The 24,109-nt window shown below is 56.8% G+C and carries 19 protein-coding genes and 2 tRNA genes; 6 read left to right on the top strand and 15 right to left on the bottom strand.

The window, feature by feature from the left end; genetic code table 11:
- Window positions 1–73 precede the first annotated feature (73 nt).
- The 10 genes from USG84_RS08300 to nnr all read right to left on the bottom strand — a co-directional run bounded on the left by USG84_RS08300 (window position 74) and on the right by nnr (window position 10,539).
- Window positions 74–271, bottom strand: a complete 198-nt coding sequence (locus tag USG84_RS08300; RefSeq protein WP_003855996.1) for a DUF2065 domain-containing protein — start codon at window positions 269–271, stop codon at window positions 74–76.
- Window positions 272–342: 71 nt separating this feature from the next.
- Entirely contained in the window at window positions 343–1,347 is a 1,005-nt protein-coding gene (gene hflC / locus USG84_RS08295; RefSeq protein ID WP_061099477.1) for a protease modulator HflC, read from the bottom strand.
- 2 nt (window positions 1,348–1,349) lie between these two features.
- On the bottom strand, window positions 1,350–2,609 hold the full coding sequence (hflK, locus tag USG84_RS08290; RefSeq protein ID WP_028015254.1) for an FtsH protease activity modulator HflK: 1,260 nt from the start codon (window positions 2,607–2,609) through the stop codon (window positions 1,350–1,352).
- 56 nt (window positions 2,610–2,665) lie between these two features.
- Window positions 2,666–3,946, bottom strand: coding sequence for a ribosome rescue GTPase HflX (gene hflX, locus USG84_RS08285; RefSeq protein WP_151412992.1), 1,281 nt, complete (start codon window positions 3,944–3,946; stop codon window positions 2,666–2,668).
- Window positions 3,947–4,019: 73 nt separating this feature from the next.
- The gene (hfq, locus tag USG84_RS08280; RefSeq protein ID WP_008502919.1) at window positions 4,020–4,331 is read right to left on the bottom strand and encodes an RNA chaperone Hfq; all 312 of its coding nucleotides are present in this window, start codon (window positions 4,329–4,331) and stop codon (window positions 4,020–4,022) included.
- An 85-nt stretch (window positions 4,332–4,416) separates the two neighbouring features.
- A complete protein-coding gene (miaA, locus tag USG84_RS08275; RefSeq protein WP_151412991.1) occupies window positions 4,417–5,367 on the bottom strand; it encodes a tRNA (adenosine(37)-N6)-dimethylallyltransferase MiaA in 951 nt (316 codons plus the stop codon).
- Window positions 5,360–7,204: a DNA mismatch repair endonuclease MutL gene (gene mutL / locus USG84_RS08270; RefSeq protein ID WP_151412990.1), complete on the bottom strand. Its 1,845-nt coding sequence runs from the start codon at window positions 7,202–7,204 to the stop codon at window positions 5,360–5,362. The genes miaA and mutL overlap by 8 nt, the downstream gene beginning before the upstream one ends.
- A 9-nt stretch (window positions 7,205–7,213) precedes the next feature.
- Complete coding sequence (amiB, locus tag USG84_RS08265) at window positions 7,214–8,545, bottom strand: N-acetylmuramoyl-L-alanine amidase AmiB (RefSeq protein ID WP_151412989.1); 1,332 nt, start codon at window positions 8,543–8,545, stop codon at window positions 7,214–7,216.
- Between the two features lie 16 nt (window positions 8,546–8,561).
- On the bottom strand, window positions 8,562–9,023 hold the full coding sequence (tsaE, locus tag USG84_RS08260; protein ID WP_028015250.1) for a tRNA (adenosine(37)-N6)-threonylcarbamoyltransferase complex ATPase subunit type 1 TsaE: 462 nt from the start codon (window positions 9,021–9,023) through the stop codon (window positions 8,562–8,564).
- Entirely contained in the window at window positions 9,016–10,539 is a 1,524-nt protein-coding gene (nnr, locus tag USG84_RS08255; protein ID WP_253540426.1) for a bifunctional ADP-dependent NAD(P)H-hydrate dehydratase/NAD(P)H-hydrate epimerase, read from the bottom strand. The genes tsaE and nnr overlap by 8 nt, the downstream gene beginning before the upstream one ends.
- Between nnr and queG the strand changes: the two genes are divergently transcribed.
- Window positions 10,538–11,677: a tRNA epoxyqueuosine(34) reductase QueG gene (gene queG / locus USG84_RS08250; protein ID WP_253540423.1), complete on the top strand. Its 1,140-nt coding sequence runs from the start codon at window positions 10,538–10,540 to the stop codon at window positions 11,675–11,677. The genes nnr and queG overlap by 2 nt on opposite strands.
- A 270-nt stretch (window positions 11,678–11,947) precedes the next feature.
- Here the strand turns inward: queG and USG84_RS08245 are convergent.
- The 3 genes from USG84_RS08245 to orn form a co-directional block, all read right to left on the bottom strand.
- A tRNA-Gly gene (locus tag USG84_RS08245) sits at window positions 11,948–12,023 on the bottom strand.
- A 157-nt stretch (window positions 12,024–12,180) separates the two neighbouring features.
- Window positions 12,181–12,256: transfer RNA gene (locus USG84_RS08240), tRNA-Gly, on the bottom strand.
- 196 nt (window positions 12,257–12,452) lie between these two features.
- Window positions 12,453–12,998: an oligoribonuclease gene (gene orn, locus USG84_RS08235; RefSeq protein WP_151413453.1), complete on the bottom strand. Its 546-nt coding sequence runs from the start codon at window positions 12,996–12,998 to the stop codon at window positions 12,453–12,455.
- 107 nt (window positions 12,999–13,105) lie between these two features.
- Between orn and rsgA the strand changes: the two genes are divergently transcribed.
- The 3 genes from rsgA (at window position 13,106) to mscM (ending at window position 18,567) form a co-directional block, all read left to right on the top strand.
- Complete coding sequence (rsgA, locus tag USG84_RS08230; RefSeq protein WP_248037420.1) at window positions 13,106–14,158, top strand: small ribosomal subunit biogenesis GTPase RsgA; 1,053 nt, start codon at window positions 13,106–13,108, stop codon at window positions 14,156–14,158.
- A gap of 97 nt (window positions 14,159–14,255) precedes the next feature.
- A complete protein-coding gene (asd, locus tag USG84_RS08225; protein ID WP_151413451.1) occupies window positions 14,256–15,224 on the top strand; it encodes an archaetidylserine decarboxylase in 969 nt (322 codons plus the stop codon).
- Window positions 15,225–15,243: 19 nt separating this feature from the next.
- Window positions 15,244–18,567, top strand: a complete 3,324-nt coding sequence (gene mscM / locus USG84_RS08220) for a miniconductance mechanosensitive channel MscM (RefSeq protein WP_253540420.1) — start codon at window positions 15,244–15,246, stop codon at window positions 18,565–18,567.
- A gap of 37 nt (window positions 18,568–18,604) precedes the next feature.
- On the opposite strand, the gene yjeM is transcribed toward mscM, so the two are convergent.
- The gene (gene yjeM / locus USG84_RS08215) at window positions 18,605–20,104 is read right to left on the bottom strand and encodes a glutamate/gamma-aminobutyrate family transporter YjeM (RefSeq protein WP_253540417.1); all 1,500 of its coding nucleotides are present in this window, start codon (window positions 20,102–20,104) and stop codon (window positions 18,605–18,607) included.
- A 198-nt stretch (window positions 20,105–20,302) separates the two neighbouring features.
- Window positions 20,303–21,280 (bottom strand): elongation factor P--(R)-beta-lysine ligase, encoded by a 978-nt coding sequence (gene epmA, locus USG84_RS08210; RefSeq protein ID WP_061099488.1) that lies wholly within the window; start codon window positions 21,278–21,280, stop codon window positions 20,303–20,305.
- Between the two features lie 310 nt (window positions 21,281–21,590).
- On the opposite strand from epmA, the gene frdA reads away from it, so the two are divergent.
- A complete protein-coding gene (frdA, locus tag USG84_RS08205; protein WP_116344014.1) occupies window positions 21,591–23,381 on the top strand; it encodes a fumarate reductase (quinol) flavoprotein subunit in 1,791 nt (596 codons plus the stop codon).
- Window positions 23,374–24,108, top strand: coding sequence for a succinate dehydrogenase/fumarate reductase iron-sulfur subunit (locus tag USG84_RS08200; RefSeq protein WP_041911494.1), 735 nt, complete (start codon window positions 23,374–23,376; stop codon window positions 24,106–24,108). The genes frdA and USG84_RS08200 overlap by 8 nt, the downstream gene beginning before the upstream one ends.
- Window position 24,109: the final 1 nt, after the last annotated feature.

Below are 24,109 nucleotides of genomic sequence, written 5' to 3'. Positions count from 1 at the left end.
GATTCTACCATCGCTTTTTCAGATATACAGCACTTTTTGACCCTAAAATATGCCAATTGCGGCTAGTTTTTGATCAGCCAATCGTTTTCCTCAACATGTAGTAGATAACGATACCGGCAACCACAAGACCACCACCGAAACGACGCAAAATATTGTCCGGCAGCTGGCTCATCGTTGCGATCATACGACGCCATGCTCGCGGATAGAGCATCGGGCCGAGGCCTTCCAGCACCAGAACCAGGGCCAGCGCGAGCCAGATCGTTGAATTCATTTTTCATCCTTATAAAAGAAAACCACCGCTCCGTTGGGAGCGGTGGTTTGAATACTCAAACGAGCCTGAGTTTATCGCGTTGCGTTGGTCGGCGTCTTCATATAACGGAAGAAATCGCTGTCCGGGCTGAGCACCATCACGTCCTGGTTGCTCTTAAAGCTGTTCTCGTAAGCGCGCAGGCTACGGATAAAGGCGTAGAAGTCTGGATCCTGGCTGAAGGCATCGGCGAACAGCTTCGCGGCTTCCGCATCGCCTTCACCGCGCAGGATACGGCCCTGACGCTCTGATTCCGCCAGCGTCTTGGTCACTTCATAGTCCGCTGCCGCACGCAGTTTTTCAGCTTCTTCCTGACCCTGTGAACGGTGACGACGGGCTACCGCTTCACGCTCGGCGCGCATACGGTTGTAGATCGCCTCGGACACTTCAGCTGGCAGGTTGATCTGCTTGATACGCACGTCAACCACTTCGATACCCAGCGCTGCCATACTGTTCGGGTTGATCACCGGTACTTTGCCGTTGGTTTCAGCCTGAACGCGTTCAGCGGCTTTAGCAATCGCGTCATCCGCTGCTGGCGTTTCCACTTCGTCTTCGGTGCCCGCTGTACCGGAGTTCAGCGCATCGCGCACTTCCAGGGTCAGACGACCGCGGGAATCGGTCACGATGTCTTTCACATCCAGACGACCAATCTCGGAGCGCAGACGGTCAGAGAACTTACGTTTCAGCAGCACTTCCGCCTGAGAAACGTCACCGCCGCCCGTTGCCAGGAAGTAGCGGCTGAAATCGCTGATGCGCCATTTGATATAAGAATCAACGATCAGGTCTTTCTTCTCTTTGGTCACGAAACGGTCAGCCTGGTTATCCATGGTCTGGATACGCGCATCCAGGGTTTTCACTGACTGAATAAACGGCACCTTGAAGTGCAGGCCCGGCTCATAAATGACCGGACGTTTGTCACTGTCACGCACGACGCTGCTGAACTGGAATTTGATCCCACGCTCGCCCTCTTTCACCACAAAGATCGAGGTATACAGCACGACCAGTACGATGACGACGATCGCAATAACTGACTTACGCATCCTTATTCCCCCTGACGCTGGTAGTCGTTACGCTGCGCGTTAGCACGGCGTTGGTCCATAATGTCACCATCGTTCGAAGAAGGCGTTGTGTTCGCGCTGGAGCTGCCTGATGAGGCTGGCGGCAGACGCAGCAGGTTGTTCGCTCCGCTGGTGTCTTTCGCTGCCGGTGCAGAACCGCCTTTCAGCATCTGATCCAGCGGCAGAACCATCAGGTTTCCACCTTTGCTGTCGTTAACCAACACTTTGCGGGTGTGGCTCAGCACTTTTTCCATGGTCTCGATATACAGACGCTCGCGGGTAATTTCCGGTGCGGCTTTGTATTCCGGCAGGATGCGCGCGAAGCGAGCCACTTCACCCTGAGCTTCCAGGATGGTCTGGGTCTTATACGCACGCGCCTCTTCAAGAATACGCTGCGCCTGACCGTTAGCACGCGGCTGCACTTCGTTGGTGTACGCTTCTGCTTCACGGATGTACTGCTGTTCGTTTTCACGGGCAGCAATCGCATCATCAAACGCGGCTTTTACCTCTTCCGGCGGACGCGCAGCCTGGAAGTTGACGTCCAGCAGGGTGATACCCATGTTGTACGGACGAATGGTCTCTTCCAGCTCGCGCTGGGTATCGCTACGAATAACGGTACGACCCTCGGTCAGAATGCGGTCCATAGTGTATTTGCCGATCACACCACGCAGGGCGCTGTCGGTCGCCTGACGCAGGCTGTCATCCGCGCTGGTCACGCTAAACAGATAACGTTCTGGATCGGTCACGCGGTACTGCACGTTCATTTCAACGCGCACCACGTTCTCGTCAGACGTCAGCATCACGCCGGAAGCCGCCAGTTCACGGACGGACTCCACGTTGACCGCAGTGACGTCGTCAATGAAGGTCGGTTTCCAGTTCAGGCCCGGCTCAACCAGATGGCTGAACTTACCGAAACGGGTGACCACGCCGCGTTCTGCTTCTTTAATGGTGTAGAACCCGCTGGCTGCCCAGACGATCACCAGCCCGGCAGCAACGATGCCCACCAGGCGGCCACCTAATTGCGGGCGCGGTCCCTGGCTGGAACTGCCACCCGAGCCAGAACCTTTTCCTCCGCCAAGGCCACCAAGCTTTTTGCTCAGCTTGCGGAAGATATCATCCAGATCCGGCGGCCCCTGCTCGCGACCACCTTTGTTGCCATTTCCCCCAGAGTTGCCGCCTTGATTGTTGCTGCTTCCCCACGGGTCGCGGTCTTGTCCGTTATTACCGGGCTGATTCCACGCCATGTATATGCTCCATATTTGTTATGCAAGGGCGAATTTTTCAGGCTTCCCCTTTCTGATCAGACGATATAGTCCGCCAGCGCAGGTTCTTGTTTACAGAGGCGACGCCAGTCAACGATCGGCATACGCACCTGCATCCCCACGCTGCCGTCATCCTCCATCCACTCTTTTTCTATCGCCTGAAGCTGATAAAACCGGCTGCGCAGCCTGCCTTCCTGTGGCGGCAGTCGCAGCGTGTGCTGAGCTACCTCACCGGAAAGACGTTCTGTCAAAGCCTGGAAAAGCAGTGGCACACCAACACCGGCCTGAGCAGAAAGCCAGACCCGTATCGGTTTGTTCTCTTCATCACGGTCGATACGCGGTTCGAAATCTTCCAGCATATCGATCTTATTCATCACCAACAGCGTGGGAATTTCGTGGGCGTCAATTTCTTCCAGCACCACGTTCACCGCGTCGATGTTCTCCTGCACGCGTACGTCAGCCGCATCAATCACGTGCAGCAGCAGGGTCGCCTGACGCGTCTCCTGCAACGTCGCCTTAAACGCCGCTACCAGATCGTGCGGCAGATGGCGGATAAACCCTACGGTATCCGCCAGCACTGTTTCACCCACGTCTGCAACGTCAATACGGCGCAGCGTCGGGTCCAGGGTCGCAAACAGCTGGTCTGCGGCATACACCTGGGCCTCGGTTATCTGGTTAAACAGGGTGGATTTACCGGCGTTGGTATAGCCCACCAGCGACACCGTTGGGATGTCGGCTTTGGTTCGCGCCCGACGCCCCTGTTCACGCTGTTTCTCTACACGTTCCAGACGTGAGAGGATCTGGGTAATACGGCCACGCAGCAAACGGCGGTCGGTTTCGAGCTGGGTTTCACCCGGACCGCGCAAACCAATCCCGCCTTTTTGTCTTTCAAGGTGGGTCCAGCCACGCACCAGACGCGTCGCCAGGTGGCGCAACTGCGCCAGCTCAACCTGCAGTTTCCCCTCGTGGGTACGGGCACGCTGAGCAAAAATATCTAAAATCAATCCCGTGCGATCGATAACACGGCATTCGCAGAGAGCTTCCAGGTTGCGCTCCTGGGCTGGAGACAGCGCATGATCAAACAACACGACTGACGCGCCGGTTGCTTTTACGGCATCCGCAATTTCTACTGCTTTACCTTCACCAACAAAATACTTTGGGTGCGGCGCTTTACGGCTACCGGTAATCACCTGCATTGCTTCGACACCGGCGGAAGAGACCAGAGATTCAAACTCCTGGAGGTCTTCCATATCTTTGTCTTGCGAAAAATAGATGTGTACCAGCACCGCCTGCTCACCGGCATCATAACGGTCAAACAAGCGTAAACCTCTCTAAAAAGATCAGCGGGGAACGCAGGATCCCTGGCTCCCCGTGTGGATAACAGCTAAAACCTTATTCGGTCTCGTCGCTGTCCTGCGCTGGCGTTGAAGAACCCTGCGCGTTGCTGCCATGATGGTAGTTACTGCCTGTGCCGCCGCCAGCGTTATTGCTGTGATGAGAGACCGGACGGGACGGAACAACAGTAGAGATAGCGTGCTTGTAGACCATCTGGCTGACCGTGTTTTTCAACAGGATCACGAACTGATCGAAAGACTCAATCTGACCTTGCAGCTTAATACCATTCACCAAATAAATAGAAACTGGAACACGTTCCCGACGCAATGCGTTCAGGAACGGATCTTGTAAAGATTGCCCCTTAGCCATTCTATCTTTTCCTTATATGCTTGTTTTGTACTTAGAACCTTGCGATTCTGAAAAATTGCGCACGATACGTCTCAATTGTACACATTCAGTGGGCGATATCACCAACAACCTCAATCACCTCGTTTAACGCCTGTTGCGGTTTTTCACTGTCTAACCAGTGAACTCCCTCCCAACCGCGCAGCCAGGTGATCTGGCGCTTCGCTAACTGTCTCGTGGCGCAAACACCTCGATAAACCATTTCATCGTATGAAATCTCACCTTCAAGATACGACCACATCTGGCGGTATCCCACACAACGAACGGAAGGCATATCCGTATGCAAATCTCCACGGGCAAATAGCGCCCGCACTTCTGCTTCAAAATCTGAAGCCAACATCTGATGAAAACGCTGCTCAATTCGTTGATGGAGCAGTTCACGGCTCGCCGGGGCGATGGCGAACTGATGCACCTGATACGGCAGAGCGTCTCCTGACGTTTGCGTCAGTTCCGTTAAAGTTTTACCCGAAATGAAAAAAACTTCCAGTGCCCGGGAAAGCCTTTGCGGATCATTTGGATGGATCCGCGCTGCCGCAACCGGGTCAACCTCCGCCAGCTGCTTGTGCAATACGTCCCACCCCTGCTCTGCCGCCTGCTGCTCAATCTTTGCTCTCACTTCAGGGTCCGCGGAAGGTAATGGTGACAATCCTTCCAGCAGCGCCTTGAAGTAGAGCATGGTTCCGCCAACCAACAGCGGTATACGCCCCGCGGCGGTGATCTCGGCCATCTCAGCTAAGGCATCCCGGCGGAAATCCGCTGCGGAGTAAGCCTCTGCCGGGTCGAGAATATCCAGCAAACGGTGCGGTGCCGCACGCAGTTCGTCTGCGCCGGGCTTCGCCGTGCCGATGTCCATCTCTCGGTAGATGAGGGCGGAGTCGACGCTAATCAACTCTACAGGCAAAACTTTACGTAGCTCAATGGCTAACGCCGTTTTACCGGAGGCCGTTGGGCCCATTAAAAAAATTGCCTTTGGCAGGCTCGCCTTACTTACGTCAGTCATGTTTCAGGGCGGTCATCGCCGTTTTTAAATCAACAGGTTGTAATAACCCACCCGGCGGCGCTTTCACCAGCTGTGGGCAGAGGCGTTCCACCTCCGCCAGCACGCTAATCGCCTGCGCCATACTCCACGGTGAATGTTCGCTGGCCAGATGGCGGGCGATCCACTGCGCGGTGTTGGCAGCCTCAAACGATGTTTGCTGCGCCAGGTAGCCTATCAGTTCAGAAATCAAGTTTTGTAAATTTTGTTGGCGTAAGGGTAAAGGCACTGCGCGAATTGTCACATGTTGTGGTTCGAGCACAATTTCAATGCCCATTTGCGCCAGCTGGGCCTCTGCACGCTGCAATACCCTTGTTTCTTCAGCGGATATTTTCAGGCGCACCGGGATCAATAGCGGCTGCGCACAGGCCGCATTTTCCCCCGGTGTCAGCTGCGCCTGCTTGAGCCAGCGTTCGGCAACCGGCAGCGCCAGAAGCAGCAGTTTGCCGTCGCGCTCAAGCAGGGCCATATCCGGTGCGATAATCGTCAGCACCCGGCCAAAACTCTGGCTATGGCCTTCAAGAGAAGGTGTCTCCACCGAAACGTGCTCTTTGCGCTCGACTGCGGGCGTTTCCAGCAGTTTACGGTACAGCGCTCCCTGCTGCTTTTGATAGCCGGGCTGAGCGTTCGGGTAGTTCGCGCCCGTCGGACGCGGCGCAGCTCCTCCAGAGGAGAAACGCGGGGCGTCCGGTTCACGCACGACGGCTGGCTCCGCAAAATGGTTGCGGCCCGCAGCGACACGGTTTTCCGGAATGGGGCGCGGTGCGGAGTCTTCTTTTTCCAGCGGCAGCGTGGGTTCAAGCTGCTGTTGCAGCACGCTCAGCACGCCCTGGTAGATAAAATCATGCACCAGACGCGACTGGTGGAAACGCACCTCATGCTTGGCAGGATGGACGTTGACATCCACCTGATGCGGGTCGATCTCCAGATAAAGCACAAAGGCCGGTTGCTGATCGGCCCCGAGCTTGTCTTCACAGGCCTGGCGAATGGCGTGGTTAATGAGGCGGTCGCGCATCATGCGGCCGTTCACGTAGCAATACTGAATTTCAGAGAACGCCGCGCTGCTGGCGTTTGGATCGGCCACCCAGCCACGTAAAGCCAGATCGCCGTGCTGCCACTCGATAGCCAGCGCCTGCTCCAGGAACGGCGTCCCGCAGATAGCCCCTAAACGTCGCTCTTTCTGCCCACCTTCAGCCACCGCGCGGTACTGGCGCATCACCTTGCCGTTATGGCTGAGGTTGATGGTGACGTCAAAACGGGCGAGCGCAATTCGGCGGATGATCTCGTCGATATGGCCGAACTCGGTTTTTTCGGTACGCATAAACTTGCGGCGGGCGGGAGTATTGTAGAACAGGTCCAGAACTTCCAGCGTGGTACCGACAGGGTGCGCCGCGGGCTTGACCGTCACGTCCATATCCCGCCCTTCAGCGTAGGCCTGCCAGGCTTCCTGCTGTTCAGCGGTGCGGGAGGTCAGCGTTAAGCGGGAAACCGAGCTGATACTGGCCAGCGCTTCGCCGCGAAAACCGAGGCTGATAATCGCTTCCAGGTCATCCAGAGAGGCGATTTTACTGGTGGCATGACGCGCCAGCGCCAGCGCCAGCTCCTCTTTTTTGATGCCGCAGCCGTTGTCGCGAATGCGGATGAGCTTTGCGCCGCCGCGTTCGATATCAATATCAATGCGGGTGGCGCCCGCATCGAGGCTGTTTTCAACCAGCTCCTTCACCACCGACGCAGGGCGTTCCACCACCTCACCGGCGGCGATTTGGTTCGCGAGCTGCGGCGGCAGAACCTGAATCGGCATGAATTCTCCTTAATTTGTGGCGGTCAGCTCGCCCGGCTGCGCGGCGCTGGCCGTCTGGGCTGCTCCGCCCTGCGGCGCGGACTGCAGAGGATGCGCCTCAAAATAGTTACGTAAACCGTTATAAATCGCTTCGGCAATTTGCTGCTGGTAGCTGTCGCTGCCCAGCAGGCGCTCTTCACTGGTATTGCTGATAAAGCCGGTCTCTACCAGAATTGACGGAATATCCGGCGAACGCAGAACGCCCAGGCTCGCATGTTCCGGGCGACGCTTGTGCAATGCCCCGATGCCCTGCAGCTGATTCAAAACGTTAGTGGCGACATCATACCCGACGCGCTGAGAATGGCCGAACTGTAAATCCAGCACCGCCTGGCTGAGATACGGGTCAGACTGGCTGTTTGCCAGCACGTCACCCGCGCCGCCTAACAGTTCAGACTGTTTCTCATGCTCTTCCAGCCAGTTGGCCATTTCGCTGTTCGCCCGGCGGTTCGACAGAACCCATACCGAGGCCCCCGTCGCGTTACGGTTCGGTGCGGCATCCGCGTGAATGGAGACCAGGAAATTGGCGTTTTGCTTACGCGCCACGTCTGAGCGGCCCATCACGGAGATAAAATAGTCGCCGTCGCGGGTCAGTACGCCTTTAAACATCGGGTCATCGTTTAACAGCGTCCGCAGCTTGCGGGCCACCGCAATAGTGACATTTTTCTCTCGCGTGCCGCCCGGGCCAATCGCACCAGGATCCTGTCCACCGTGTCCGGCATCAATGGCGATAATCACTTTGTCACCGCTGACCGCGCGCCGTGCGCTGGCCGCCGGACGCGTTACCGTGTTGCTGCTGGTTGCCGCGGTGATGCGATCGTTCTGCGATTTAAACGGATTACGCGCAGGTTCCGATGGGCGCGGCGTATACACAGGCTCTTCCACGCGTTTCGCGACAACCGGTGGAGGCGGCGGCGGAACGTCGGCATTGATGGTGAAGACCACCGTATAGTTCGCCCCGTTTTGCTGCTTCACCGCCTTCGTTTTGCCCTTTTCGGTCAGATCGACCACCAGGCGCAATGACTGGCTGTCCTGAGGGGTACCCGAGTGGATACTTTTCACCAGATTATTACCGCTAAACCGCAGCGGTAACCCCTGGATCACGCCAGTCTGTTTAATATCCAGCGCCACGCTGTGGCTGTCTGGCTGTGAAAACGCGTATTCAGGGTCCCCCATAAAGCTGAAGGTGATCCGAGCCTGGCTTTCGCCGTTTGACACCTGAATATCCGAAAGGCTTGCCGCCCCGGCCTGCGCGCACAGCAGCACCGTCGCAGCCAACACCCAACCTTTAACGCGACTAATCATCCCGTCATCCCTACTCTTAACCGGCGAGACGCGCCAGTAAGGAACACCCTGATGAGGAAACCGCACTGATGCGAGCCTCACGCCCTTGAGCCTGGTAATCTAAGTGAATTTCGACATCCGGGTCAGGCAGCACACCCGCACCTTGTTGCGGCCACTCCACCAGGCAGATGGCGTCGTTGGCAAAATAATCACGGATCCCCATAAATTCCAGCTCCTCAGGATCCGCAAGGCGGTATAAATCAAAGTGGTACACCATTAGATTGTCGAGGGTGTACGGCTCAACCAGCGTATAGGTGGGGCTTTTCACGTTCCCGTTGTGTCCTAACGCCTGCAAAAAACCCCGGCTGAAGGTGGTTTTACCCGCACCTAAATCACCATACAGATAAATGACGGTTGCCCCCTGACAGGCCTGCGCCACGCGCTTGCCGAGATCTAAAGTGGCTTGTTCATCAGGTAAAGGAATCGCTCGATTAGTCATTTTCTACGTCAATCACATCCGGGTTAACAACACGCCGCAGCGTGCAAAAAAGATCGGTGGCCAGCATACCGCGCGTACCCTCTCGTGCAGCAAGCCTGTCAGCCGCCGCGCCGTGGGCCACGCAGCCCGCACAGGCTGCATCATAAAGGGGAAGTTTCTGTCCAAGCAATGCGCCGATGATGCCTGAAAGCACATCGCCCATACCGCCGCTCGCCATGCCCGCATTTCCGGCATCAATAATGCCCTGCGTCTCGTCACTGGCGACAACGGTTCCTGCCCCTTTCAAAACGGCAACACCTCCGTAACGTTTTACCAGACGCTGAGCAGAAAGTAAGCGATCGCTTTCAATTTCTGCCACGCTGCAGTTAAGCAGGCGCGCGGCTTCGCCGGGGTGTGGCGTCAGAATGCGATTGTGACGCTTATCCGGATTTATTGCCAGAAGGTTAAGCGCGTCGGCATCCCACAGCATCGGTTTACGAAAATTCTCGACCTTTTGCAGGGCCTGTTTACCCCATGCCTGTTGCCCAAGCCCGGGACCAATGACCACCACATCCGCCCATTCGAGGCTTTCTTCCAGCGCCTGGGGCGTAAGCTCATGAACCATCAGTTCCGGCCGGGCCGTGATGATTGGCGCAATATTTTCAATGCGAGTGAGTAGTCGCACTAATCCGGCACCGCTGCGCAGTGCCGCCTCACCGGTCATGCGAACCGCTCCTGCCGTACCGCGATCGCCACCAATAATTACCAGCCTGCCGTGGTCGCCCTTATGGGAGGTTGGGCGGCGCGGCGGAAGCCACTCTTTTAGCTGCGAGGAATCAAAGCGCGACAGGCGCGTTTCCTGCCCAACGAGCCAGCTCTCCAGCCCCAGCGCGTTATGGTGCAATACGCCGACCACATCCCGCGCTTTTCCGGTTAACAAGCCCGGCTTCAGGGCGATAAAGGTCACGGTGTGCGCAGCCTGAATAACGGCGCCAGGCGTCGCGCCGGTCTGCGCGATCAGGCCAGACGGAATATCCAGCGCGACTACCGGCGCGGAGTGCCCGTTAGCGTGTTTAATAAGCGCGGCGATGTTCTCGCGAGGCGCGCTGCGTAGCCCGGTCCCCAGCAGACCATCAACAATCAGATCAACATCTTCCGGCCAGACGATATCAGGGGCATGAATCACGCCGCCTGCGTTTAGCCATGCCTTCCGCGCCGCGCAGGCTTCCTCCGGCAGAGGCTTATCGCTCTCCAGCGCCAGCAGGGTAACGCGCAGACCGGCCGCAACCGCGAGACGCGCAACAACGTAGCCGTCGCCGCCGTTATTGCCGTGCCCGCACAAAATCAGCCAGTGAGTGGATTGGGGGTACGCGCTGCGGGCAACGTTAAACGCCGCCTCTCCCGCGCGCTGCATCAGTTCATAAAGGGTAATGCCGAGGCTGTCTGCGGCCTCTTTTTCGGCGCGCCGGAGGTCATCCGCATGCCAGATGGAATGTGGTATACTTGCGGGGTTTTTCTTCACCGTATGGTCCGTCATGTCACAGCCCCTCGATCTCAATGAATTAGCGCAAAAAATAAAACAGTGGGGTGCTGAGCTTGGCTTCCAGAAGGTAGGCATTACCGATACCGACCTCTCTGCCAGCGAGCCAAAGCTGCAGGCCTGGCTGGACAAACAATACCACGGCGAAATGGAGTGGATGGCGCGTCACGGCATGATGCGCGCCCGTCCACATGAGCTTTTACCGGGTACACTACGCGTCATCAGCGTGCGCATGAACTACCTGCCTGCCAACGCGGCCTTTGCGCGCACGCTAAAAAATCCCTCCCTGGGTTACGTCAGCCGGTACGCCCTGGGACGTGATTACCATAAGCTTCTGCGTAACCGCCTAAAAAAACTTGGAGAAACTATTCAGCAGCACTGTGTTTCGCTGAATTTTAGACCCTTTGTCGATTCCGCGCCTATTCTTGAGCGCCCTATCGCCGAAAAAGCCGGGCTTGGCTGGACAGGTAAGCACTCACTTATCCTTAGCCGCGACGCCGGATCGTTCTTCTTCCTCGGTGAACTGCTGATTGATTTACCCCTGCCAGTAGATGGCCCGGTGGAGGAAGGCTGTGGGCGCTGCGTGGCCTGCATGACCATCTGCCCGACTGGCGCCATCGTTGAGCCGTACACCGTCGATGCGCGCCGCTGTATTTCCTATCTCACCATCGAGCTCGAAGGGGCGATCCCGGAAGAGTTTCGACCGCTTATCGGCAACCGCATCTACGGCTGCGACGACTGCCAGCTGATCTGCCCGTGGAACCGCTACTCACAGCTGACGGATGAAGAAGACTTCAGTCCGCGCAGGGCGCTACATGCCCCGCCGCTGATCGAGCTGTTCGCCTGGACCGAAGCCTGGTTCCTGAAGGTGACGGAGGGTTCCGCCATTCGGCGTATCGGCCACCTGCGCTGGCTGCGAAACGTGGCCGTCGCGCTGGGCAATGCCCCGTGGGATGAAGCGAATATTCAGGCGCTCGAAAACCGTAGAGGTGAGCACCCACTTCTTGATGAACACATAGAATGGGCGATTGCGCAGCAAATCGAGAAGCGAAATGCCTGTGTGGTCGAGGTGCAGCTTCCAAAGAAACAGCGGCTGGTTAGGGTGATCGAAAAAGGGCTTACGCGGGATGCGTGATATATTCACAGCCTGTGAATAAAAATAAAAACTCAAGCGCCATCTGGGCTTGATAAGAGGTCAAGTGATCTCGATAACATTTTGAAATGAAAATTTATCCCAATAATACAGTAACTTGAGAAGATATTATTCACCCTGCTAACTTTCTGTACAGTTTGGGCAAAGCGCGAATTCTGTGGATAACTCTGTTTACAACAGTATTTCAGATGCAATAGAAAACGTCCCCAGCGCGTCTTTTCGCTGTGGATATTTTAGAGATGAAGAAGAATTTGGAGCGGGAAACGAGACTCGAACTCGCGACCCCGACCTTGGCAAGGTCGTGCTCTACCAACTGAGCTATTCCCGCTTAATCTGTGTCTTTCAAGCTGCCACTGCGTTGGCTGCCTTCACTCACCTCAGTCACTTACTTAAGTAAGCTCCTAAGGATTCGTTCAGTTGCCGCCTTGTTGCAACTCGAAATCCCACGATTTGGTGGTCCGTGCTTTAGAAGCACTTTCAAATTTTGGAGCGGGAAACGAGACTCGAACTCGCGACCCCGACCTTGGCAAGGTCGTGCTCTACCAACTGAGCTATTCCCGCAAATCTGTACTGCTTTTGTTGCTGTCGTAACGTGTAATTCTCTGTCGTTACGGGAGGCGCATTATACGAGAAATCCTTTTAGCTGCAACCCCCCTTAAAGTGATTTTTTCGAAATTCAGTTCAAATGCTTATTTAATCGGCAAGCTGAACAATTTAACGACAAAAACCCGGCCACGCAAGGCGCCGGATCTCAAAATCACAGCTTAATAAAGTTTTCGCGGTAGTACGCGAGTTCCGACACGGACTCGCGGATATCGTCCATCGCCTGGTGCGTACCCTGTTTTTTAAAGCCGTCCAGAATTTCAGGTTTCCAGCGACGCGCCAGCTCTTTCAGGGTGCTCACATCCAGATAGCGGTAATGGAAGTAAGACTCCAGCTCCGGCATGTACTTAAACAGAAAACGGCGATCCTGACCGATGCTGTTCCCGCAGATCGGCGATTTGCCCGCCGGTACCCACTGCTTCAGAAATTCGAGCGTCGCCAGTTCCGCCTCACGGTCACCGAAGTTACTGGCCTTCACGCGCTCGACGAGGCCGCTGCCGGTATGGGTACGCACGTTCCACTCATCCATCAGCGCTAGCTGGTCGTCTGACTGATGCACCGCAATCGTTGGCCCTTCGGCCAGGATATTCAGGTTGGCATCGGTCACCAGGGTTGCAATCTCAATAATGCGATCGCGCTCGGGATCCAGCCCGGTCATTTCGAGATCGATCCAAATCAGGTTGTTTTCATCCGCGCTCATGTTATTTTCCACCCTTCTCGCATAACCGGCAGTAGCTGGTTAACTAGTATTAATTAGAGTGTATCATAGAGGTTTTGCCCCCTACGGGCGACCAGGAGCCAGTGCGATTGAGTAAAAATAAACTCTCCAAAGGGCAGCAGCGCCGCGTGAATGCCAATCACCAGCGCCGTCTTAAAACCACTTCGGAGAAGGTCGATTACGACGACAACCTGTTTGGCGAACCAACGGAAGGCGTAGTCATCAGCCGTTTCGGTATGCACGCCGACGTGGAATCCGCCGATGGCGAAATCCACCGCTGCAACATTCGCCGGACCATTCGTTCCCTGGTGACCGGCGACCGCGTCGTCTGGCGACCGGGTAAAGAGGCGGCAGAGGGCGTTACGGTTAAAGGTATCGTTGAAGCGGTCCATGAGCGTACGTCCGTATTAACCCGTCCCGATTTTTACGACGGGGTGAAGCCGATTGCCGCCAACATTAACCAGATTGTTATCGTATCGGCGATTTTGCCCGAACTTTCGCTCAATATTATCGACCGATATCTCGTCGCCTGCGAAACGCTGCAGGTTGAACCGATTATCGTGCTGAACAAAATCGATCTGCTGGATGACGAAGGCATGGCTTTCGTTAATGAGCAGATGGATATCTATCGCAAGATTGGCTATCGCGTCCTGATGGTCTCCAGCCATACCAAAGATGGCCTGAAACCGCTTGAAGAGGCGCTTACCGATCGCATCAGCATCTTTGCAGGCCAGTCCGGCGTGGGCAAATCGAGCCTGCTGAACAATCTGCTCGGCCTCCAGCAGGAGATCCTCACCAACGATGTGTCTGACGTCTCGGGTCTGGGCCAGCACACCACCACCGCATCACGCCTGTATCACTTCCCGCACGGCGGCGATGTCATCGACTCCCCGGGCGTGCGTGAATTCGGTTTATGGCACCTTGAGCCGGAACAAATCTTTAATGGATTTGTCGAATTCCATGATTATTTAGGCGCTTGCAAATATCGCGACTGTAAACACGATAACGATCCAGGCTGCGCTATCCGCGAAGCGGTTGAGAAAGGTGAGATTGCGGAAACCCGCTTCGAGAATTACCACCGCATTCTTGAGAGCATGGATCAGGTAAAAACGCGTAAAAACTTTTCTGATTCTGATAACTGACAACTAAGCTAAGCATCGCTAAAATCGTCCCCTTTTTTCAGGTTCCGGCGGCTTACCGCCGGATCAGGAACGGCAAAACAATGGCCTGGAGGCTACCTTGTTAAACGCATTTAAACTTTCGCTTCAATACATTCTGCCAAAACTGTGGCTCACTCGCCTGGCGGGCTGGGGCGCAAGCAAACGCGCGGGCTGGCTGACCAAACTGGTCATCGACCTTTTCGTGAAGTATTACAAGGTCGACATGAAAGAAGCGCAGAAGCCGGACACCGCCAGCTACCGCACGTTCAACGAGTTTTTCGTGCGCCCGCTGCGCGACGAAGTGCGCCCGCTGAACACCGACCCTAACGTCCTGGTAATGCCAGCAGACGGCGTGATCAGCCAGTTGGGTAACATCGAAGACGACAAAATCCTGCAGGCGAAAGGCCACAACTACAGCCTGGAAGCGCTGCTGGCAGGCAACTACCTGATGGCGGACCTGTTCCGCAACGGCACCTTTGCCACCACCTATCTGTCACCGCGCGACTACCACCGCGTGCACATGCCGTGTAACGGTATTCTGCGTGAGATGATCTACGTGCCGGGCGATCTGTTCTCCGTGAACCACCTGACCGCGCAAAACGTACCGAACCTGTTTGCCCGTAACGAACGCGTCATCTGCCTGTTCGATACTGAATTCGGCCCTATGGCGCAGATTCTGGTAGGCGCGACCATTGTCGGCAGCATCGAAACCGTCTGGGCTGGCACCATCACCCCGCCGCGTGAAGGGGTGATCAAGCGCTGGACGTGGCCTGCCGGTGAAGAGGAAGGCTCTGTCGCCCTGCTGAAAGGCCAGGAGATGGGTCGCTTTAAGCTGGGCTCTACCGTCATCAACCTGTTTGCGCCGGGCAAAGTTAAGCTGGCTGAACAGCTCGAAAGCCTGTCAGTCACCAAGCTTGGCCAGCCGCTGGCGGTCTCTACCGAAACCTTCGTGACGCCGGACGCAGAGCCTGCTCCGCTGCCGCAAGAAGAGATTGAGGCCGAGCACGACGCCAGCCCGCTGGTTGACGACAAAAAAGACGAAGGCTAACAACAGAGGTAACGCTGACGTGCGCCCGATTATCGTTTTACTGATGGCCTGGTGCCTCAGCATGGGGGCGTACGCAGCGACAGCCCCCGACGCCAAACAGATAACCCAGGAGCTGGAGCAGGCGAAAGCGGCTAAACCCGCTCAGCCAGAGACCGTTGAGTCGCTCCAGTCCGCACTGAACGCGCTTGAGGAGCGGAAAGGCTCTCTTGAGCGCGCTCAGCAGTATCAGCAGGTTATCGACAACTTCCCTAAACTCTCGCAAACGCTGCGCGCGCAGCTCGCTAATCTGCGCGATGAGCCGCGCGAAGTGCCGGAAGGCATGACCACCGACGCCCTGAATCAGGAAATCCTGCAGGTCAGCAGCCAGCTTCTGGAAAAGAGCCGCCTGGCTCAGCAGGAGCAGGAGCGGGCGCGTGAAATTGCCGACTCCCTCAGCCAGCTTCCGCAGCAGCAAACCGACGCCCGCCGCCAGCTTAACGAAGTGGAACGCCGCGTGGGTACGCAAAGCGGCAACACGCCGCAGGCTCAGGCGCAAAATGTGGGTCTGCAGGCCGAATCTGCTCGTCTGAAAGCCCTTGTGGATGAGCTGGAGCTGGCGCAACTTTCCGCCAACAACCGCCAGGAGCTGGCGCGGATGCGCTCTGAACTCGCTCAGAAGCAGAGCGAGCAGCTGGATGCGTACCTTCAGGCCCTGCGTAATTTGCTTAACAGCCAGCGCCAGCGCGAAGCCGAGCGAGCGCTTGAAAGCACCGAGCTGCTGGCGGAAAACAGCGCCAATCTGCCAGAAGGTATCGTCGATCAGTTCAAGGTCAACCGTGAGCTTTCAGCCGCCCTGAATCAGCAGGCGCAGCGTATGGATCTGGTTGCCTCCCAGCAGCGCCAGGCGACGAATCAAACCCTGCAGGTGCGCCAGGCGCTCAACACCCTGCGCGAGCAGTCCCAGTGGCTCGGGTCATCAAACCTGCTGGGCGAAGCGTTACGCGCCCAGGTCGCGCGCCTGCCGGAAATGCCGAAGCCGCAGCAGCTGGATACCGAGATGGCCCAGCTGCGCGTGCAGCGACTGCACTTTGAAGATCTTCTCAATAAGCAGCCGCAAATTCGCCAGATCCGTCAGGCTGACGGGCAACCTCTGACCAGCGAGCAAAACCGTATTCTGGAAGCCCAGCTGCGCACCCAGCGCGAACTGTTGAACTCCCTGCTGCAGGGCGGGGATACGCTGATTCTGGAACTGACTAAGCTCAAGGTCTCTAACAGCCAGCTGGAGGACGCGCTGAAAGAGGTGAACGAGGCTACGCACCGTTATCTCTTCTGGACGTCAGACGTGCGTCCAATGACCTTCTCGTGGCCAATTGAGATCGTTCAGGATCTGCGCCGCCTGATTTCGCTCGACACCTTCAGCCAGCTCGGACAGGCCAGCGTGATGATGCTGACCAGTAAAGAGACGATTTTCCCGCTGCTGGGCGCGTTGATCCTGGTAGGCTTCAGCATTTACTCGCGCAGACATTTCACCCGCTTCCTGGAGCGTTCCAGCGCGCGGGTGGGGAAAGTCACTCAGGATCACTTCTGGCTGACGTTGCGCACCGTGTTCTGGTCGATTCTCGTCGCGTCTCCGCTACCGGTGCTGTGGATGACGCTTGGCTACGGCCTGCGGGAAGCCTGGCCCTATCCGCTCGCGGTCGCCATTGGCGATGGCGTCACCGCCACGGTGCCGCTCCTGTGGGTGGTGATGATTTGCGCGACGTTTGCGCGTCCCAACGGTCTGTTCATTGCCCACTTTGGCTGGCCGCGTAACCGCGTGGCGCGCGCCATGCGCTACTACCTGATGAGCATCGGGCTGATTGTGCCGCTGATTATGGCGCTGATTATGTTTGATAATCTCAACGATCGGGAATTCTCAGGCTCGCTGGGCCGCCTCTGCTTTATGCTGATCTGCGGCGCGCTGGCCATCGTCACCCTCAGCCTGAAACGCGCGGGGATACCGCTCTATCTGGATAAATCCGGCAGCGGCGACAACATGTTCAACCGGCTGCTCTGGAACCTGTTGCTGAGCGCTCCTCTGATTGCGATGCTGGCCGCGGCGGTAGGTTACCTGGCAACCTCGCAGGCGCTGCTGGCACGACTGGAAACGTCGGTGGCGATCTGGTTCCTGCTGCTGGTGGTGTATCACGTGATCCGTCGCGGGATGCTGATCCAGCGCCGCCGTCTGGCCTTTGACCGCGCCAAGCATCGCCGGGCGGAGATCCTCGCTCAGCGTGCCCGTGGCGAGGAAGAGCCAACCCATGTTAACAGCACGGAAGGGACGATGGATTCGGACGAGGTCGAACTGGATCTGGATGCCATCAGTACCCAGTCTCTGCGCCTGGTGCGCTCCCTCCTGATGCTGATTGCCCTTCTGTCGGTGATCTTCCTGTGGTCGGAAATTCATTCCGCGTTTGGCTTCCTGGAAAACATCTCTCTGTGGGACGTGACGTCCACGGTGCAGGGCGTTGAAAGCCTGGAGCCGATCACCTTAGGCGCGGTGCTGATTGCCATTCTGGTGCTGATCATCACCACCCAGCTGGTACGTAACTTCCCAGCACTGCTGGAGCTGGCGCTGCTGCAGCATCTGGATTTAACCCCCGGCACCGGATACGCCATTACGACCATTACGAAATACCTGATACTGCTGTTTGGCGGGATGGTCGGGTTCTCAATGATGGGTATTGAGTGGTCTAAACTGCAGTGGCTGGTGGCCGCGCTGACGTTTGGCCTTGGCTTTGGCATGCAGGAGATTTTCGCCAACTTTGTATCCGGCCTGATCATCCTGTTTGAAAAGCCGATTCGTATTGGCGATACGGTGACGATCCGCGATCTGACCGGGAGCGTAACGAAGATCAACACCCGCGCCACCACGATCAGCGACTGGGACCGTAAAGAGATCATCGTGCCGAACAAGGCATTTATTACCGAGCAGTTTATCAACTGGTCCCTGTCGGACTCCGTTACGCGTGTGGTGCTGACGGTACCAGCGCCGTCGGATGCCAACAGTGAAGAAGTCACCCAGATCCTCTACACCGCTGCCGAACGCTGTACGCTGGTGCTCGATAACCCCGTACCGGAAGTGTTCCTGGTCGATTTACAGCAGGGGATCCAGATTTTCGAACTGCGTATTTACGCTGCCGAAATGGGGCACCGCATGCCGCTGCGCCATGAGATCCACCAGCTGATTCTGGCGGGCTTCCGCGAGCATGGTATTGATATGCCGTTCCCACCGTTCCAGATGCGTCTGGAGAGCATGGACGGACGTAAGATGGGTAAAACGCTCACGTCGGCGGCAAGATCGCGCCCGGCGGGAAGTCTGTAATCTTTCGCCCCTCCCTTTCGGGAGGGGCATTTTACCGCTACGCCACTTCCGCGACGTACGCTATTGAGCGCCGACGGTAATTCTCATAAATCCCCATCGCCAGCAGCGAGAAGAAGACAGGCCCACCGACCATCCACAGCGCGCTGTTCCAGTCGTTCGCCTCAACCACGGGCTGAATAACGGTAAAGATGTTGGCAAACGCTACCACCAGCACCACCACCGTGGTCGCCAGCAGCGTTGCAGCGGGGGTTTTGAAGATCACAAACGGACGCTCAAGATCCCGCTTCGCCTTAAAGAACGGGAACGCCAGGGTCAGGAACAGGTACGGCAGCGTCATCGACACGTTCGCCATCAGGGTCAGCTTGTTATAGAACGCAGACGCAGTATCACCGCCAAATGACACCAGCAGAATGAACACGCACACCATCAGACACTGCATCCACATGGCGTTGGCAGGCATGCCTGCGGTGTTGAGCTGCGTCATGCGCGCTGGCCACAGCGCTTTAGGCGTACCCTGAATGATGGCTTTCAGCGGCGAGTAGATCAGCGTGAAGAACGCGCCGGTATAGGCAAGGAACATCGACAGACCGGTAATGCGCGCGAACCAGATCCCCATGGTGGCCGATGCTTCCGGCGTCAGGTGCATGGCGTTACCCAGCGTCATCCCCAGGCTTTTCATCAGCACGTAGGTGATGTTCCCGAGGTTGGTGGTGTCATTACTCAACACCTGCTGCCAGCTGGTGCTGACGCCCCAGAGGAAAATCGCCAGCGAATAGCCGATGGAGATGACGATGGCGGCAAAAATAATCCCTTTGGCAAAGTTCTTTTCCGGGTTCTCGGTCTTATCGACCAGCCCACCGACCGCTTCAATACCGCCGTAGGCAAAAATGGCAAACACCACGAAGGAGAGCATAGCCAGCCCGGACTGATAGCCCGGATTAGGCGATGAAACGAAGTCCACCTCCTGAGCAAAGTGTCCGCCGTTCAGGCACAGAATGGCGATACTCACCAGCAGCAGCACCAGGTTCAGGCACATCACGGAAATACCGCCAACGGCGGTGATACGGGCAATCTTGTTGATGCCTTTTGACGCCACCAGCGTGACCACCACCATCCAGCACACCGCCAGAATACCGACCACCTGCGTGGAGCTCAGCCCCGTCAGAGACCATATCTGCGTTTTATCCGCCCCGAAAAGAAACGTGGAGAACGGCACCCAGACTTTGGCCGCCGTGCTGACCATCCAGACGACGTAGGAGGAGAACCACATAAACGTGCCGATAAACGCATAGCGCGGGCCGATGCTGTTGTTCATCCATGAATAGATACCGCCCTCTTCTTTCCGGTAAGCCGAGCCCATCTCCGCCATCATCAGCGCAAACGGGATAAAGAAGAACAGAGCGGACACGATATAAAACGGCGTCGCGCTGTAGCCCATCAGATAGAAGGCCGACGGGCTATTGGCAAAACCAAAGACTGACGTAAAAATCATCAGGATGAGCCCGGTGAGGGTCATCTTTTTAAGTGAGTGGGACATATCGCCATCCGAAGAGGAATTAAACTGCGCGGATGGTAGCAGATGACCAGACTAATATTGTGTCTATACGAGGCAATTTAAGAAAAAGATCCGTGTACAGAGAAAATGGCAGTTTTTAATGTTGCCGATAAGAAATGGAAAGGAATATTGCCACAGGTAATCTATGCCGGGTGAGCGACAGCGCCACCCGGCAATTCTTTAGGCGCGATCGACCGTAAACGCAATCACGTCGCCCAGCTGCTCGGCGTCCAGCGCCAGCATGACCAGACGATCAACGCCCAGCGCCACGCCGGAGCAATCCGGCAGACCGGCTTTTAATGCTTCAAGCAGGTTAACATCAATCGGCTGCTGCGGCAGACCCCGCGCGGCGCGCTTGCGGTTATCCTGCTCGAAACGCTGCTGCTGTTCGCGCGCGTCGGTCAGCTCGTGGAAGCCGTTCGCCAGCTCGATGCCTTTGTAGTAGACCTCAAAACGCTCTGCCACGCGGTGATCTTCGGTGCTGATCTGCGCCAGAGACGCCTGGCTTGCCGGGAAGTGATAGACAAACGTTGGGCGATCTTTGCCGATCTGCGGTTCCACGCCGAAGGTGAACAGCAGCTGCAGCAGCGTGTCGCGATCCTCTTCGGTATCCGCCACGTTGCTCAGATCCAGTTTTGCCGCCACTTCACGCAGCTGGGCTTTGTCCGCCGACAGCGGATCGATTTCCAGATGGCGCTGGAAGGCCTGCTGATAGGAGAGCGTTTCGGCTTCTGAGCAGTCCAGTACCTGCTGCAGCAGATCGTCCACCTCATTCATCAGGCGGTACATATCATAGTGCGGGCGGTACCACTCCAGCATGGTGAATTCCGGGTTGTGGTGACGCCCCATCTCTTCATTACGGAAGCTGCGGCACAGCTGATACACCGGACCACACCCCGCCGCCAGCAGGCGCTTCATGTGATATTCCGGGCTGGTCATCAGATACAGATTCATGCCCTGAGAGTGGCCAGGACCAACAAAACGGGTTTCAAACGGGACCAGATGAATATCCGTTACCGTTGCCTGACTCATGCACGGGGTTTCCACCTCCAGGACGCCGCGGTCGGCAAAGAAACGGCGGATCTCCGTCATAATTGCGGCGCGTTTTAACAGATTTGGGATGGATGCGCTCGGCTGCCAGGTGGCCGTTTCGCTCATGAGTTTTTCTCCGATTTCAGACAAGGGCACGAAGTCTACTCGTTAGCAGGGGCAGAGACAAATTTTGCGCAGTAAAAATGCGCATTTCATTTAGGTGGATTATTCCGTGATGCAATTCATCAATCACGATGATAAATCACCGCACAGAACAGCAAAAAAATCGAACACGTCAAATTTCCCTGACATCTACACGGTTATACTCTTTTACCCATAAAGGAGCAGTGGAAACGCTTTCGCAATCGTCCCGTTGGGCGGGTGAACTACCTTTAGTTTGTCGCGTTGCGAAATAACAAAAATCTGGAGGAATGTCGTGCAAACTTTTCAAGCCGATCTTGCCGTAATAGGCGCTGGCGGGGCGGGATTACGTGCTGCGATTGCTGCAGCACAAGCTAATCCTGACGCTAAAATCGCATTGATTTCAAAAGTCTATCCAATGCGCAGCCACACGGTGGCAGCAGAAGGAGGGTCCGCTGCCGTTGCGCAGGATCATGACAGCTTTGAATACCATTTCCACGACACGGTTGCAGGGGGCGACTGGCTTTGCGAACAGGATGTCGTTGACTACTTCGTGCACCATTGCCCAACGGAGATGACCCAGCTTGAGCAGTGGGGATGTCCGTGGAGCCGCCGGCCGGACGGGAGCGTTAACGTCCGCCGCTTCGGTGGGATGAAAATCGAACGCACCTGGTTCGCCGCCGATAAGACCGGCTTCCACATGCTGCATACCCTGTTCCAGACCTCCCTTCAGTTCCCACAAATCCAGCGCTTTGATGAACATTTCGTCCTCGACATTCTGGTCGACGACGGTCATGCACGTGGCCTGGTGGCGATGAACATGATGGAAGGCACGCTCGTCCAGATCCGCGCCAATGCGGTGGTGATGGCAACGGGCGGTGCGGGACGCGTCTATCGCTACAACACCAACGGCGGCATCGTCACCGGCGACGGGATGGGCATGGCGCTGAGCCACGGCGTGCCGCTGCGCGATATGGAGTTTGTGCAGTATCACCCAACCGGCCTGCCGGGCTCCGGCATTTTAATGACGGAAGGCTGCCGCGGTGAAGGCGGTATTCTGGTCAACAAAAACGGCTACCGCTATCTGCAGGATTACGGCATGGGCCCGGAAACCCCGCTCGGCGAGCCGAAGAACAAATACATGGAACTCGGCCCGCGCGACAAAGTTTCTCAGGCCTTCTGGCACGAGTGGCGCAAGGGCAACACCATCTCAACGCCGCGCGGCGACGTGGTCTATCTCGACCTGCGTCACCTGGGCGAGAAGAAACTGCTGGAGCGTCTGCCGTTTATCTGCGAACTGGCAAAAGCTTACGTCGGCGTCGATCCGGTGAAAGAGCCGATTCCGGTACGCCCAACCGCGCACTACACCATGGGCGGGATTGAAACCGACCAGCAGTGTGAAACCCGCATTAAAGGGCTGTTTGCCGTGGGCGAGTGTTCCTCCGTCGGCCTGCACGGCGCCAACCGTCTGGGCTCTAACTCGCTGGCAGAGCTGGTCGTCTTTGGCCGCATGGCGGGCGAGCGCGCGATGGAGCGTGCGGCGACCGCAGGCGAAGCAAACGGCGCGGCGCTGGATGCGCAGGTCACAGACGTTGAAAAACGCCTGAAGGATCTGGTGAACCAGGAAGGCAACGAGAACTGGTCGAAGATCCGCGACGAGATGGGCCTGTCGATGGAAGAAGGCTGCGGTATCTACCGTACGCCGGAGCTGATGCAGAAAACCGTCGACAAGCTGGCGGAGCTTCAGGAGCGATTCAAGCGCGTGCGCATCACCGACACCTCCAGCGTCTTCAATACCGACCTGCTCTATACCATTGAGCTGGGCCACGGCCTGAACGTCGCGGAATGTATGGCGCACTCTGCGCTGGCGCGTAAAGAGTCTCGCGGCGCCCACCAGCGTCTGGACGAAGGCTGTACCGAACGTGACGACGTCAATTTCCTGAAACACACTCTCGCCTGGCGCGATGCGGATGGCACCACGCGTCTGGACTACAGCGACGTGAAAATCACCACGCTGCCACCGGCTAAACGCGTGTACGGCGCAGAAGCAGAAGCCGCCGAGAAGAAGGAGAAGGCGAATGGCTGAGATGCAAAAACTGAAAGTTGAAGTGGTGCGCTACAACCCGGAAGTGGATACCGCCCCCCACAGCGCTTTCTACGAAGTGCCTTATGACGAGCAAACCTCCCTGCTGGATGCGCTCGGCTATATCAAAGACAACCTGGCGCCGGACCTGAGCTACCGCTGGTCCTGCCGCATGGCGATCTGCGGCTCCTGCGGCATGATGGTCAACAAGGTTCCGAAGCTGGCATGTAAAACCTTCCTGCGCGATTACACCAAAGGCATCAAGGTTGAAGCGCTGGGTAACTTCCCGATCGAGCGCGATTTAGTGGTCGATATGACCCACTTTATTGAAAGCCTGGAAGCGATTAAGCCGTACATCATCGGCAACCCGCGCACGCCGGACCAGGGTCCGAACACCCAGACGCCGGCGCAGATGGCGAAATACCATCAGTTCTCCGGCTGCATTAACTGCGGCCTTTGCTACGCCGCCTGTCCACAGTTTGGCCTGAACCCGGAGTTCATCGGCCCGGCCGCCATTACCCTGGCGCACCGCTATAACGAAGACAGCCGCGACCACGGCAAAAAAGAACGTATGGCGCAGCTTAACGGCCAGAACGGCGTCTGGACCTGTACCTTTGTGGGCTACTGCTCCGAAGTCTGTCCGAAGCACGTCGACCCGGCCGCCGCCATTCAGCAGGGTAAAGTGGAAAGCTCGAAAGACTTTCTTATCGCTACCCTGAAACCACGCTAAG

This window comes from Enterobacter sp. 168J2 (assembly GCF_034107265.1).
Taxonomy (GTDB): Bacteria; Pseudomonadota; Gammaproteobacteria; order Enterobacterales; family Enterobacteriaceae; genus Enterobacter; species Enterobacter nematophilus.
This window is presented reverse-complemented; position numbering and strand designations above follow the sequence as displayed.

What these genes read in the sequence shown, in the direction of transcription:
- USG84_RS08300 (WP_003855996.1), bottom strand. Translation starts at nt 271, where the DNA reads ATGAATTCAACGATCTGGCTCGCGCTGGCCCTGGTTCTGGTGCTGGAA.
- hflC (WP_061099477.1), bottom strand. Translation starts at nt 1,347, where the DNA reads ATGCGTAAGTCAGTTATTGCGATCGTCGTCATCGTACTGGTCGTGCTG.
- hflK (WP_028015254.1), bottom strand. Translation starts at nt 2,609, where the DNA reads ATGGCGTGGAATCAGCCCGGTAATAACGGACAAGACCGCGACCCGTGG.
- hfq (WP_008502919.1), bottom strand. Translation starts at nt 4,331, where the DNA reads ATGGCTAAGGGGCAATCTTTACAAGATCCGTTCCTGAACGCATTGCGT.
- miaA (WP_151412991.1), bottom strand. Translation starts at nt 5,367, where the DNA reads ATGACTGACGTAAGTAAGGCGAGCCTGCCAAAGGCAATTTTTTTAATG.
- mutL (WP_151412990.1), bottom strand. Translation starts at nt 7,204, where the DNA reads ATGCCGATTCAGGTTCTGCCGCCGCAGCTCGCGAACCAAATCGCCGCC.
- amiB (WP_151412989.1), bottom strand. Translation starts at nt 8,545, where the DNA reads ATGATTAGTCGCGTTAAAGGTTGGGTGTTGGCTGCGACGGTGCTGCTG.
- tsaE (WP_028015250.1), bottom strand. Translation starts at nt 9,023, where the DNA reads ATGACTAATCGAGCGATTCCTTTACCTGATGAACAAGCCACTTTAGAT.
- queG (WP_253540423.1), top strand. Translation starts at nt 10,538, where the DNA reads ATGTCACAGCCCCTCGATCTCAATGAATTAGCGCAAAAAATAAAACAG.
- nnr (WP_253540426.1), bottom strand. Translation starts at nt 10,539, where the DNA reads ATGACGGACCATACGGTGAAGAAAAACCCCGCAAGTATACCACATTCC.
- orn (WP_151413453.1), bottom strand. Translation starts at nt 12,998, where the DNA reads ATGAGCGCGGATGAAAACAACCTGATTTGGATCGATCTCGAAATGACC.
- yjeM (WP_253540417.1), bottom strand. Translation starts at nt 20,104, where the DNA reads ATGTCCCACTCACTTAAAAAGATGACCCTCACCGGGCTCATCCTGATG.
- epmA (WP_061099488.1), bottom strand. Translation starts at nt 21,280, where the DNA reads ATGAGCGAAACGGCCACCTGGCAGCCGAGCGCATCCATCCCAAATCTG.
- USG84_RS08200 (WP_041911494.1), top strand. Translation starts at nt 23,374, where the DNA reads ATGGCTGAGATGCAAAAACTGAAAGTTGAAGTGGTGCGCTACAACCCG.